This window comes from Streptacidiphilus sp. MAP5-3 (genome assembly GCF_041262505.1).
Lineage (GTDB): Bacteria > Actinomycetota > Actinomycetes > Streptomycetales > Streptomycetaceae > Streptacidiphilus.
In genome coordinates, this window is sequence record NZ_JBGCCL010000035.1 from 33,358 (window position 1) to 45,505 (window position 12,148).

At 70.9% G+C, this 12,148-nt stretch carries 13 protein-coding genes and 1 pseudogene; 6 read left to right on the forward strand and 8 right to left on the reverse strand.

Annotation, left to right across the window (positions count from 1 at the left end; all coding sequences use genetic code 11):
* Window positions 1-153: 153 nt before the first annotated feature.
* Window positions 154-573 carry a VOC family protein gene (locus tag ABH928_RS32385; protein ID WP_370072245.1) on the forward strand — a complete coding sequence of 140 codons (420 nt, stop codon included), beginning with the start codon at window positions 154-156 and terminating at the stop codon, window positions 571-573.
* Here the strand turns inward: ABH928_RS32385 and ABH928_RS32390 are convergent.
* Window positions 561-704 (reverse strand): hypothetical protein, encoded by a 144-nt coding sequence (locus ABH928_RS32390; protein ID WP_370072246.1) that lies wholly within the window; start codon window positions 702-704, stop codon window positions 561-563. The two genes, ABH928_RS32385 and ABH928_RS32390, sit on opposite strands and share 13 nt — an antisense overlap.
* A 70-nt stretch (window positions 705-774) precedes the next feature.
* Window positions 775-1,635, reverse strand: coding sequence for a class I SAM-dependent methyltransferase (locus ABH928_RS32395; RefSeq protein ID WP_370072247.1), 861 nt, complete (start codon window positions 1,633-1,635; stop codon window positions 775-777).
* Between the two features lie 469 nt (window positions 1,636-2,104).
* On the opposite strand from ABH928_RS32395, the pseudogene ABH928_RS32400 reads away from it, so the two are divergent.
* The 4 genes and pseudogenes from ABH928_RS32400 (at window position 2,105) to ABH928_RS32415 (ending at window position 6,435) form a co-directional block, all read left to right on the forward strand.
* Window positions 2,105-3,443 (forward strand): annotated as a pseudogene (locus tag ABH928_RS32400) (nucleobase:cation symporter-2 family protein).
* Window positions 3,444-3,565: 122 nt separating this feature from the next.
* Window positions 3,566-4,111, forward strand: coding sequence for a GNAT family N-acetyltransferase (locus ABH928_RS32405; protein WP_370072248.1), 546 nt, complete (start codon window positions 3,566-3,568; stop codon window positions 4,109-4,111).
* Window positions 4,112-4,301: 190 nt separating this feature from the next.
* The gene (locus ABH928_RS32410; RefSeq protein ID WP_370072249.1) at window positions 4,302-5,834 is read left to right on the forward strand and encodes a helix-turn-helix domain-containing protein; all 1,533 of its coding nucleotides are present in this window, start codon (window positions 4,302-4,304) and stop codon (window positions 5,832-5,834) included.
* Window positions 5,835-5,883: 49 nt separating this feature from the next.
* Entirely contained in the window at window positions 5,884-6,435 is a 552-nt protein-coding gene (locus tag ABH928_RS32415) for a Uma2 family endonuclease (protein ID WP_370072250.1), read from the forward strand.
* On the opposite strand, the gene ABH928_RS32420 is transcribed toward ABH928_RS32415, so the two are convergent.
* The 6 genes from ABH928_RS32420 to ABH928_RS32445 all read right to left on the reverse strand — a co-directional run bounded on the left by ABH928_RS32420 (window position 6,421) and on the right by ABH928_RS32445 (window position 10,602).
* Entirely contained in the window at window positions 6,421-6,930 is a 510-nt protein-coding gene (locus ABH928_RS32420; protein ID WP_370072251.1) for a DUF5990 family protein, read from the reverse strand. The genes ABH928_RS32415 and ABH928_RS32420 overlap by 15 nt on opposite strands.
* A complete protein-coding gene (locus ABH928_RS32425; protein ID WP_370072252.1) occupies window positions 6,927-7,649 on the reverse strand; it encodes an alpha/beta hydrolase in 723 nt (240 codons plus the stop codon). Before ABH928_RS32425 ends, ABH928_RS32420 begins: the two co-directional genes overlap by 4 nt.
* A 47-nt stretch (window positions 7,650-7,696) precedes the next feature.
* Window positions 7,697-8,539: an ABC transporter permease gene (locus tag ABH928_RS32430; RefSeq protein ID WP_370072253.1), complete on the reverse strand. Its 843-nt coding sequence runs from the start codon at window positions 8,537-8,539 to the stop codon at window positions 7,697-7,699.
* Window positions 8,499-9,404 (reverse strand): ABC transporter ATP-binding protein, encoded by a 906-nt coding sequence (locus ABH928_RS32435; protein ID WP_370072254.1) that lies wholly within the window; start codon window positions 9,402-9,404, stop codon window positions 8,499-8,501. Before ABH928_RS32435 ends, ABH928_RS32430 begins: the two co-directional genes overlap by 41 nt.
* Complete coding sequence (locus ABH928_RS32440; protein WP_370072255.1) at window positions 9,401-9,853, reverse strand: MarR family winged helix-turn-helix transcriptional regulator; 453 nt, start codon at window positions 9,851-9,853, stop codon at window positions 9,401-9,403. Before ABH928_RS32440 ends, ABH928_RS32435 begins: the two co-directional genes overlap by 4 nt.
* A gap of 95 nt (window positions 9,854-9,948) precedes the next feature.
* Window positions 9,949-10,602, reverse strand: coding sequence for a LysE family translocator (locus ABH928_RS32445; protein WP_370072256.1), 654 nt, complete (start codon window positions 10,600-10,602; stop codon window positions 9,949-9,951).
* A gap of 116 nt (window positions 10,603-10,718) precedes the next feature.
* On the opposite strand from ABH928_RS32445, the gene ABH928_RS32450 reads away from it, so the two are divergent.
* Window positions 10,719-12,128: a PLP-dependent aminotransferase family protein gene (locus ABH928_RS32450; protein ID WP_370072257.1), complete on the forward strand. Its 1,410-nt coding sequence runs from the start codon at window positions 10,719-10,721 to the stop codon at window positions 12,126-12,128.
* Window positions 12,129-12,148: the final 20 nt, after the last annotated feature.

The window sequence follows — 12,148 nt, forward strand, 5'->3', positions numbered from 1 at the left end:
GTGTACTAACGTCGGCATCGTGACTGCCGGGTCGGCCTTGGGCCATGCACGAGATCGGCGCCCGGCCTCTGCGTGAGCGCGGGGCGGGCCCGTGGCCCGCCATGTCCTCTTCGTGATCCTGTCCCCGAACTTCGATCCGGAGAATACATTCTGATGACCGATCAACTCGCAAACACCGCCGCAAACGCCACCACCGCAGTACAGCTCAACCACACCGCCGTCCTCGCGAAGGACCGGCGGGTGTCCGCCGAGTTCCTGGCGGAGATCCTCGGCCTGACCGTTGGCGCGCCGTTCGGCCCGTTCCTGCCGATCGAGCTCGGCAACGGCGTCACGCTCGACTACTACGAGCTGCGCGACCAGCCCGTCCAGAGCCAGCACTACGCGTTCCTGGTGCCGGACGAGGAGTTCGACGGCATGATCGCCCGGCTGGAGGCGGCCCGGGTGACCTACTACGCCGATCCCTCCCACACCCAACCGGGCAAGCTCAGCGCCTACTTCGGCGGCCGCGGGGCCTACTTCGAGGACCCCGACGGCCACAACATGGAGATCCTGACCCGCCCCTACACCCGCTGAGTCAGGCGGGGCGACGACTCGCAGCCGCCGCACGCCGGGTCCTCGGCGCCACGGACATGGCCACCCGGCGTGGCGGCGGCGTGCTCCTTGCTGCCGCCCGCCGTACGGGAGTCGGCCAGGGAAGGCGTCAAGGTCCAGCTCGTGGAGGGTTGAACTGCCCACGGTGGTCGAGGCGTTGTGCACCGGGCCCGTGCAGAGGGCCTAGCCGCGCTTCTCGGCGGTGACCAGGTAGTAGTCGAGGATGCCCCGCTCGTAGGCGGCCAGGAAGTTGCGCGGCCAGGTGCCCGGGTCCCACCAGCGCGAGAGCCAGCGGTCCCAGCCCGGCCAGACGTCACGACCGATCGAGGTGGCGCGCACGGCGGTGAGTCCGGCAGCGGTGGCGGCGTCGGTGAGGGCCGTGATCGGGCGCGCGATGTCCAGGCCGTTGGCGAAGGTGTCCAGCAGTCCGGCGAGTTCCTCAGGGCGGCCCGGGGCGTCGTCCGTGGTGAAGAAGCTGGCCACGGCCATGCGGCCGCCCGGCCGCAGCACCCGTGCGCTCTCCCTTGCGAACGCGGCGAGGTCCGGGAAGTGCTGGGCGGCCTCGACGCTGAGGACGGCGTCGAAACCGTCGTCCTCCAGCGGCATGCGCTCCGCCGCTCCCTGGACGAACCGCAGCCGCCCCGGTTCGTCCCGGAGCAGCTCGGCCTGCGCGGCGCGGGCGCGCGTCAGTTGGTCGGGGTGGATGTCCATGCCGGTGACCGACGCGCCGTCGTGCTCGCGCAGGGTCAGCGCGCAGCCCGTCCCGAGCCCGCAGCCCACCTCCAGGAGCGTCGGCTCCTTCGGAAGGGCGGCGGCGTCGAGGACGAGCCGGTAGAGGTCCTGCTGGCTGCGGATCCGGTCGGCCTCGGTGAGCGGGCGGTCGGGGTCGAGGTCGATGCCGTGCCAGAAGCCGAAGTTGATGAACCCTCCCGCGAAGATCGGAAGGCGGCCCAGGTCGACCGGGCCGTAGGTCTCGCTTACCGCCGGACGCATGGAGGGAGCGTCCTGCTGTGCGTCGGTGGCTGCGTCCGCTGCGTCTGTCATGAACACCGACTGTACGCCGGGCGCTGCTCAGCGTGGTGTAGGCGGTGGCGTGCGCCGTTGGAGGAAGCAATATTAAACAAAGTGTTGACGCAAGGTTCTTTGGAGGCTTAGCTAGGCGACAAGCAAAAGCAGCGAAGCCGATCGTGCCACCCACACCACGGTTTTTGCTGTGCGGGCACTGACTCACCGTCAGCCGCATTTCGGCCCGGCCCCTGCTGCCGAGTCCGTTTCGCACCACCATCATCGCACCGCGCCGCCCTTCCGCTCCTGTGTGCCGGAAGGCACGCCGAGCCTGGAGGGTGAATTCCGCATGCCCGCACAACCCCGGTCGCACGACCCACAGGCAGGGAGAAGTCCGGAAATCGAGCACTGTCCGGAAAACGGACAGAGTAAAGAAGACGGACGGACTCAGGAAAACAATTCTCACGACGCCGTCCACCCCGTCGACGAGAAGCTTTCCTTCCGGCGGATGGTGCCGGCCGCGTTGCAGCACATCGCGGCCATGTACGCCGGAGTCGTCGCCCCGCCGCTGATCGTCGGCCCGGCCTGCGGCCTGAACGCGCGGGACGAGACCTTCCTGATCGCGGCAAGCCTGCTGGTCGCGGGAGCGGCCACGCTGCTGCAGACGCTCGGCGTGAAGAACCTGGTCGGCAACCGCCTCCCGTTCGTCAACGCCGCGTCCTCGGCCGGGATCGGGCCGATGCTGGCGATCGCCGAGCAGAACCACGGCGACCATCGGCTGCCCAGCATCCTGGGCGCGGTCATGATCGCCGGCGCCTTCTGCCTGCTGGTCGGACCGTTCTTCGGACGGCTGATGCGGTTCTTCCCGCACCAGGTCATCGGCGTGGTGATCACGCTGATCGGTGTCACGCTGATGCCGGTTCCGGTGGAGTGGGCGCGCGGCGGCAGCGCCACCGTGCCCCGGCTTCAACTCGCTGAGCAATCTGGGGCTGGCGGCGTTCACGCTGATCGTCATCGTCACCATGCAGCGGTTCTTCACCGGCTTCCTCAAGCAGATCGCGCTGCTGCTCGGCATGGTGATCGGCACGCTCGCCGCGATTCCGCTGGGCAAGGTGGACACCCACTCGTTCGCCACCGCCGCCACCTTCGCGGTGCCGACGCCGTTCCGCTTCGGGACGCCGGAGTTCCAGCCCGCGGCGATCGTCTCCATGATCATCGTGATGCTGGTCCTGATGACCGAGAGCTCGGCCGGCATGCTCGCCATCGGGGAGATCTGCGACCGCCCGGTCGACCGCGCCACCATCACCCGCGGGCTGCGCACCGACGGTGTGGCCACCTTCCTCGGCTCGATGTTCGGCTCCTGCGCGACCAGCGCGTTCGCGCAGAACGTCGGCGTGGTCTCACTGACGCGTGTGCGCAGCCGTTACGTGGTCGCCACGGCCGGGGCGGTGCTGGTCGCGCTGGGTCTGTTCCCCAAGCTGGGCGCTGCGGTCTCGCTGGTGCCGATGCCCGTGCTGGGCGGCGCGGGGATCGTGCTCTTCGGGACCATCGCGGTCAGCGGCATCCGCTCGCTGGTCAAGATCAACCTGGATGACGCGCCCAACATCGTCATCATCGCGGTCTCCCTGGCCATCGGGGTCATCCCGCTGGCCGCGCCGGACGTCTACGACGCGCATGGGCACCTGGTCACCCCGGGGATCTACCACGACTTCCCGTCCTGGGCGCAGACCATCCTCGGCAGCGGCATCAGCGCGGGCGCACTGACCGCCGTCGCGCTCAACCTGCTCTTCCACCACGTGGGCGCGCGCCGTCGGCGCAGCCCGGAACAGGCCGCCCTGCTGCAGTAGCTCGAGCCACGCTCGCACCTGCAGGGCATCCCCGCCGCCCGGCCTGACTCCCCTCCCCAGGCCGGGCGGCGCCCTTGTGCAAAAGGATGGACGCCGAGTGCCCGTTCTTGATCGAATACAGGATGACTTCGATCTGGATCGGTGAGCGGGTGCGGCTGCGCGGGATCGAGCCCGAGGACTGGGACGGCCTGATGCGCGTCGCCCAGGACGAGGAGGGGTTGGGGGACCTGATCCGCCCACCGGGCTCCGCCGAACATTTCCGCGGACGGGCGAAGGAGGAGGCGTCGACCGCCCCGGAGGCCGAGCGCTTCCCGCTCGCGATCCAGGCGGTCGGCACCGGAGAGCTGGTCGGTGTCGTCGGCGTGCACCAGGCCGACCCGAGAGCCGGATGGTTCGAATACGGCATCAGCGTCGGCGCGGCGCACCGACGGAAGGGCTACGCAGCGGAGGCCGTCGTGCTGCTGCTGCGCTTCATGTTCGGCGAGCGGCGCTACCACCGGTGCGAGGCACGGGTGTTCGCCCACAACGAGGCCTCCTTGGCGCTGCATCGCCGGCTCGGCTTCGTCGAGGAGGGGCACCTGCGGGACCGGGTGTTCCAGGGCGGACGGCACGGCGACCTCGTGGTGCTGGGCCTGCTCGCCGACGAGTTCACCGAACGGTTCGCCTAGCGGTTCACCGGGCGGTTCCCCTAGCGCTTCACCGACCGCGTCACCCGCCTGGCCGATCGCGTACGACCCTCAGCTGGTCGTGCACCAACCGTCATGGGTCACACTGGTGGCGACAGCTGACGCGGTACCCGACGACCCCAGTGTGAGGCGCGCGTGGTTGCTATCTCAGATCTGAGATAGTGTGACCCGCGTGACTGATGACTACCTCGTCCGTATCGGCAAGCTCATCCGTACCGCGCGCCAGCACAAGGGGTTGACCCAGGCGCAGCTGGCAGAAGCGCTGACCACCAGTCAGAGCGCGGTCGTGCGCATGGAGCGCGGCCAGCAGAATCTCAGTCTTGAGATGATTGCCCGGATCGGCGACGCCCTGGACAGTGAGATCGTCTCGCTCGGCTACGCCGGGCCGATGCACCTGCGGGTGACCGGCGGCCGTCGGCTGACCGGGTCCATCGACGTGCGCACCAGCAAGAACGCCGGAGTCGCACTGCTCTGCGCGTCACTGCTCACCACCGGCAAGACGACGCTGCGCCGGGTGGCCCGGATCGAGGAGATCTTCCGGATCCTGGAGGTGCTCACCAGCATCGGCGTCAAGGCCCGCTGGATCAACGACGGCACCGACCTGGAGCTGACCCCGCCGTCCCGGCTTGACCTGGACGCCATGGACGCGGACGCGGCCCGCCGTACCCGCAGCGCGCTGATGCTGCTCGGCCCGCTGATGCACCTGGAGTCGCACTTCAAGCTCCCCTACGCGGGCGGCTGCGACCTGGGCACCAGGACCGTTGGGCCGCACCTGGCCGCGCTGCGCCAGTTCGGCCTGCGGGTCAACGCCACCGACGGTCACTACCACGCCGACGTCGAGTCGGGCGTGGTGCCGACCCGTGCCATCGTGCTGACCGAGCGCGGGGACACCGTCACCGAGAACGTGCTGCTGGCGGCGGCCCGGCACCCCGGCGTCACGGTGATCCGCAACGCGAGCCCCAACTACATGGTCCAGGACCTCTGCTTCTACCTGGAGCGCCTCGGCGTCAAGGTCGAGGGCGTCGGCACCACGACGCTGACCGTGCACGGCGTCGAGCAGATCGACTGCGACGTCGACTACGCGCCCGCCGAGGACCCGGTCGAGGCGATGAGCCTGCTGGCGGCGGCCGTGGTGACCTCCTCCGAGCTGACGATCCGGCGGGTGCCGATCGAGTTCCTGGAGATCGAGCTCACCGTCCTGGAGGAGATGGGCCTCGACTACGACCGCGGCGACGAGTACCTGGCGCGCAACGGCCGCACCCGGCTGACCGACCTGACGGTCCGTCCGTCCAAGCTGACCGCTCCGGCGGACAAGATCCACCCGATGCCGTTCCCCGGCATCAACATCGACAACGTGCCGTTCTTCGCCGCGATCGCGGCGGTCGCGCACGGGGACACGCTGATCCACGACTGGGTCTACGACAACCGTGCCATCTACCTGACCGAGCTGGGCAGGCTCGGCGCGGACGTCAAGCTGCTGGACCCGCACCGGGTGCTGGTCCAGGGCCCGACCACGCGGTGGCGCGCGGCCGAGATGATGTGCCCGCCCGCGCTGCGGCCCGCGGTGGTCGTGCTGCTGGCGATGCTGGCGGCGGAGGGGACCTCGGTGCTGCGCAACGTCTATGTGATCAACCGCGGTTACGAGGACCTGGCGGACCGGCTCAACTCGATCGGCGCGCGGATCGAGACCTTCCGCGACATCTGAGGCGCGCCCTGGCTGGCTACGCTGGCCAGGGCACCCCGAAGGAGACACCGTGAGCTTCTACGAGCAGCACCGCGACTTGATCGAGGAAATCCAGCGCCTCGCACCGCCCGGCATGAAGGTCGAGTGGTCCGGAGACACCCTGATCATGCAGGCCCTGCCGAAGGGCATTCACCAGGGCAATCTTCGGAAGATCCGCGAGCAGTTCGACGCCAACCGCCCGGGTGACAGCGTCCCCAACGAAGGGGCCGAGCTGGTTTCCCCGAACGTCGGCAAGGGCCGAGTTCCTGACTTGACCTACCTGCCGGAGGAGACCGAGGAGAGTGAGGCCGACTCATTCCCCGCCTACATGGCGCTGATCGCCATCGAAATCGCCTCCCCCTCCAACTCCGGCAACGACTGGATGGACAAGCTCCACGACTACGCCGTGATGGGCATCCCGCTCTATCTGCTGGTCGACGCCAAGCAGAAGACGGTGACGCTGTTCTCTGAGCCCAACCAGTTGAAGTACCACGCTCGCGTCGACCACGCGTTCGGCGAGAAGATCCGCATCCCGGAGCCCTTCGGCTTCGAGCTGGACCTGTCGCGGCTAGTCGCCTACTGACGGGTCGGCCGCCGTCCACGTGATCAGCGGTGGCACGACCCGGGCGCAGGTCGGGTTGCCCTTGGGGTCGGTGAGCGGGAGGCGGCCGACCAGGGCGCCCCGGCGCAGCGCCTCGGCCAGTACGTCGTCCGGGACGGCGCTCAGCATCAGCTTGGCGCGCCGGAACAGCTTCGGCGGCTGCGGGTCCGGCAGCCGTTCGACCCAGGAGAGGTAGACGAAGCGTCCGCCGAGCCGGTTCTGGATGTAGGGGCCGGAGATCTCGCCCGTCGGCATGACCCTGCAGGGCAGGGTCCAGGAGGCTGACGGTGCGTCACCCGGCTGCAGGGCGAGCAGCTCGGCCGGGCGGTCCCGGCGCTGGACGGCGACATGGACGTCGTGCGCGCCGGGGAAGTCCGGGCCGACGCCGTTTGAAGCGGCTGGGCAGGAGCGGCTGGGCAGGGTGTGGCCCTCGATCCGGAGCTGGAGCGGCACGTGGGATGCGGGGGTGTTGCTCATCGCGTGCTTCCGGGGTCCGGGGACCAGAGCGGGAGGGCCAGGTCGAGGCCCTCGGGGTCGTCGCCCGACCGGGCCAGCGCCTTGCCGACCGGGTCGGGCAGCGGCCAGTGGCCGAGCAGTCCGCCGACCGTGAGCGCGGTCAGCCGGTGCCAGGCGTTGGCGCGTCGCAGCATGGCGTGGTCGCTGCCGGGAATGACGCAGCGCGCCACCGACGCGCCCGCCGCACGGGCCCGCCGGGCGAGGTCGAGCGACTCGCCCGGCGGCGTGGTGCGGTCCACGTCGGAGTGGATGATGACGATCCGTCGGTCCGCCAGCTGCTCGACCGGCTCGCCGTGCGGGCACCAGGGCGCCAGCGCGACGATACCGGCGACCGACGGGTGTCCGCCGACGCGCAGCGCCGCGCGTCCGCCCATGGAGTGGCCGAGCAGCACGACCGGCACGTCCGGGCCGATCTGCCGCGTCAGCTCGCCCAGCGCCGCCTCCGCGTCGACGGCGGCGTCCGCACGCGTGCCGTTCCAGCCTCGGTGCCGGTAGCGGACCTCGGCGACGCCGATCGTCTCGCCGAACGGCGCACGCCGCACCGCGCGTTCGAACGGGCGCAGCCGCTGGATGGGCGGGTTCAGCCACGACGGCGGACGCTCGTCGTGCTCCTCGCCGCCGTGCATGGCCAGCAGCACGGCGCCTGGTCGAGCCGGTCGTTCACGCCAGACGAGGGTCACCGAGGACTCCGCAACCTGTAGCAGGGGCATAGGTAGTTGCCGTGAGCCTACTTCGCCAGGCGGCCCATCAGCATCGAGGCGGCGGTCACCCCCAGCGCGGTGGCCAGGGCCAGCACCCCGAAGTCCGTGGCGAGGTGGGACGGCGTGCCCAGCAGCAGGCCGCGCAGCGCGTCGACCTCGTAGCTGAGCGGGTTGGCCCGGCTGATCGGCTGCAGCCAGCCCGGCATCACCGACACCGGGTAGAGCGCGTTGGAGCTGAAGAAGAGCGGCATGGTGATCGCCTGCCCGATGCCCATCAGCCGGTCGCGGGTGCGGACGATCCCGGCGATGGTCATGGAGAGGCAGGAGAAGAAGGCCGACCCGAGGATGACCACGGCCGCGACGCCGATCAGCTTCAGCGGGTTCCAGGTCAGCGCCACGCCGAGGACCGCGGCGATCAGGATCACCACGACCGCCTGGACGACGGCCTTGACCCCGGCCGCGAAGGCCTTGCCGGTGACCAGCGCGGCCCGTGGGGTCGGCGTCACCAGCAACTTGGTCAGCACGCCGGAGTCGCGCTCCCAGATGATCATGATGCCGTAGAAGATGGCGATGAACATCGCCGACTGGGCGATGATCCCCGGAGCCAGATAGTCCAGGTACGGGATGCCGCCGGTCGGGATGGCCCGGATGTGGGTGAAGGTCTCGCCGTAGATCAGCAGCCAGAGGGCCGGCTGCACGGCGCGGGTGTAGAGCTCGGACCGGTCGTGCCGCAGCTTCTGCAGCTCGACCGCGCACATGGCCAGCACCCGGGCGAGCACCAGCCGCCAGGCCCGCCGCGCGGGCGGCGGGGTGAGCAGCAGGCTGAGCTCAGCGGACGCGGTTCGCGGCGGCGCGGGTGCGACGGACATCCTTGAAGTTCCCTCCCTCGTCGGTACGTTCGCCGCCGACCAGGCCGGCTCCGGCATAGTGGCGGAACACGTCTTCCAGGCTCACCCGGTCCGGATCCACGCCGGTCTCGGCGGCCAGGTCGGCGCGGAGCCGCTCGGGCGTGCCCTCGGCGCGGATCGTGCCCTTGTGCATCAGGGCGATCCGGTCGCAGTGCTCGTTGGCCTCGTCCATGTAGTGCGTGGTGACCAGCACGGTCATGCCGGTCGCGGCGCGGACCTGGGCGATGCACTCCCAGACGCTGGCGCGGGCCAGCGGGTCCAGACCGATCGTCGGCTCGTCCAGGATCAGCAACTTGGGCGCGCTGACCAGGGCTTGGGCGAGTTCGAGGCGGCGGACCATGCCGCCGGAGTAGGTGGCGGCCAGCCGGTCGGCGACGTCCAGCAGGTCGACGGCGGACAGTGCCTCGGCGACGCGTGCGCGTCGCTCGGAGCGTGGGACGTCGAAGACCCGGGCGAACAGCTCGACGTTCTCCCGGCCCGTCAGACCGCCGTCGGCGGAGAGCTGTTGCGGGACGTAGCCGAGCATCCGGCGGACGCGCATCTTCTGGGTGGCGCAGTCGAGGCCGAAGACCTCGATCTTCCCGGCCGGAACCGGCAGCAGCGTGGTGATGGCGCGGATGGCGGTCGTCTTGCCCGCGCCGTTCGGGCCGAGCAGGCCGAACGCCTCGCCCTGGCCGACCTGCAGGTCGATGTGGTCGACGGCCTTTGTCGGGCCGAAGGCGTAGTCGAGGCCGGTGCAGCGCAGGGCTGGTGGCAGGTCGGCTGCCGCCGGGTCGGGCGGGGGTATCGGCCCCTGCTCGGGAACTGTGGTCGCGGTCTCGGTCATGGCGCGCTCTCCTCACGCAGTCCCTCGGCCAGGCGGCGCAGCGCGGGCAGCGCCGCCGTGAGCGCCTGATGGTCCGAGTCGTCCAGGCGGCCCAGCTGTTCGGTCAGCACCGCGCCGCGCCGCGCGTCCCAGTCGGTCAGGCGGGCGACCGCCTGCGGCTCCGGGTGCAGCAGCGCCGCGCGCCCGTCCTGGGGGTCGGGCTCGCGGCGCAGCATGCCGGTCCTGACCAGCTGGTTGACGAGTGTGGACACCGAGTTGCCCGCGAGGAACAGCTCCTGGGCGGCCTCGCTGACCCGCAGGCCAGGACGCGCGACGACCAGGCGCAGCAGCTCGATCTGCGCTCCGCGCAGCCGGGGGTGCGGCGTCTCGGCCTGGAGCCTGCGCCGTACCTGCCGCTGGATCGCGGGCAGCAGCTCTGCCAGTTCGGCGATGGGGTCTTCGGTGGTCACTCTTCAATTACCTCTCAGTGAGAGGCAAATGTCCAGAGGCTGGGGAGTTGAAGATCGCACGAGCGGATCGTAAGGGCGGAGCGGCGGTTGGGCGTCTACGCGACCGCTGCCCCCGCGCGGTCGGCGGCGATGTGCAGGGCCAGTCCGGCCAGCGCTGTTCCCATCACATAGCGCTGGACGCGCAGCCAGGCCGGACGCTCGACGAAGAACGCCGCGATTGCCCCCGCGCCAAGCGCGATCAGGCCGTTGACGGTGATCGCGATGGCGATCTGGGTGAGGCCGAGCAGCAGACTCTGCTCAGGGACGTGGCCACGGGAGGGGTCGACGAACTGCGGGAGCAGTGAGATGTAGAGGATTGCCAGCTTGGGGTTGAGCAGGCAGGTCAGGAAGCCCATGGCGTAGAGGCGGCGCGGCGGGTCGGCGGGCAGCTCCTGGGGTGCGAAGACGGCGGTGCCGCCCGGGCGGACCGCGTTCCAGGCCAGCCAGAGCAGGTAGGCCGCGCCCGCCAACTTGATGGCGGTGTAGAGGAAAGGGACGACGGCGAAGAGCGTGGCGATCCCGGCGGTGACGGCGGCGAGGTAGACGAAGAACGCGGTGCCGACCCCCGCCAGTGAGATCAGCGCGGCACGGCGGCCCTGGGTGATCGAGCGGGAGACCAGGTAGATCATGTTCGGCCCGGGCGTGAGCACCAGGCCCAGGGCTACTGCGGCGATGCCGAGTTCGGCGTGCAAGCTGACGACTGCGTCCATGGCCCGAGGCTAGGCTGGGGCGGAGGCTCGGTGCAATAATTATCCTGCCCTCGGTGCAATCGTCGCTGATTGACGCGTGAGCCCGAGTGACCGGCAAAGGGGGGAGGGAGAGCCGCATGACGGACGCGGGACCGGGCGACGACTACCGGCTGATCGCCGACGAGTTCGCCGCCGCCATCGCGGACGGACGCCTGCGCGCCGGGGACCGGCTGCCGCCGCAGCGGACCTTCGCCCGGCGGCGCGGCATCGCCGCCTCGACGGCCGGGCGCGTCTACGCGGAGCTGGTCCGGCGCGGCCTGGTGGTCGGCGAGGTCGGACGCGGCACCTACGTGCGTGCGGCTCCTGCGGTGCCGGGCGCGGGCCTGCCGCTCGGCGAGCCGTCCCGGGCCCGGGTCGACCTGGAGCTCAACTACCCCGTCGTGCCGGAGCAGTCCGCGCTGCTGGCGGAGGGGCTGACCCCGTTGCTCCGCGCCGACGCGCTGGACGCGGCGCTGCGTCCGACCCGCGCCGCCGGTACGGCCGCCGCGCGGGAGTCCTTCGCCGCGCTGCTGGGCGCGGGCGCGGGCGCGGGTTTGGGCACGGGCGGGAGCGACGGTCGGAGCACGGGCGCGGGTTGGCGGCCGGATCCGGAGTCGCTGCTCTTTGCGGGCGGCGGGCGGCAGGCGATCTCGGCGGTGCTCTCCGCGCTGGTGGCGCCGGGCCAGCGGCTCGGCGTCGAGGCGCAGACGTATCCGCTGGTCAAAGCCATCGCGCAGCGCCTCGGCATCGTGCTGGTGCCGCTGGCGATGGACGAGCACGGCGTCCTGCCGGAGGCGCTGGCCGCTGCCCACCGCTCGTCGCCGCTGCGCGCGGTCTACCTCCAGCCGCGCGTGCAGAACCCGCTCGGCGTCACCATGCCGGACGAGCGACGGGCGTGCCTGGCAGGGGAGTTGGACCGGCTCGACCTGTATGCCGTGGAGGACGGGATCTGGTCCTTCCTCCAGCCCGACGTCCCGCCGCTGGCCGCACTCGCACCCGAGCGGGTGGTGCTCGTCGACAGCCTCTCCAAGCGCCTGGCCCCGGGCCTGAGCACCGGCTTCGCCGTCGTGCCGGACGCGTTGCGCCCGTCGGTGGCGACCGCGCTCCGCTCCGGCGGCTGGATGCCGAGCGGCTTCGCCCTGGACGCGGCGGTCCGCTGGATCGGCGACGGCACTCTCGCCCGCATCGCCGAACTCAAGCGGGCGGACGCGACGGCACGTCAACTGCTGGCGCGTGAACGCCTCGTCGGGCAGACGCTGCGCGCGCATCCGTGCTCGTACTTCTGCTGGTGGGAGCTGCCGGCGCCGTGGCGGGCCGAGACCTTTGTCGCGGCGGCGGCCCGCGAGGGCATCGGCATCACGCCCGCGGCGGCCTACGTCGCGGGCAACCGCGCGGCTCCGGCGGCAGTCCGGATCGGCCTCGCGTCGCCCCCGCCTCCGGTGCTGACACAGGCGCTGGACACGCTGCTCCGCATCGCCCACAGCACGCCGGAGGAGTACGCGGACTGACGGACTGACGGACTACGCAG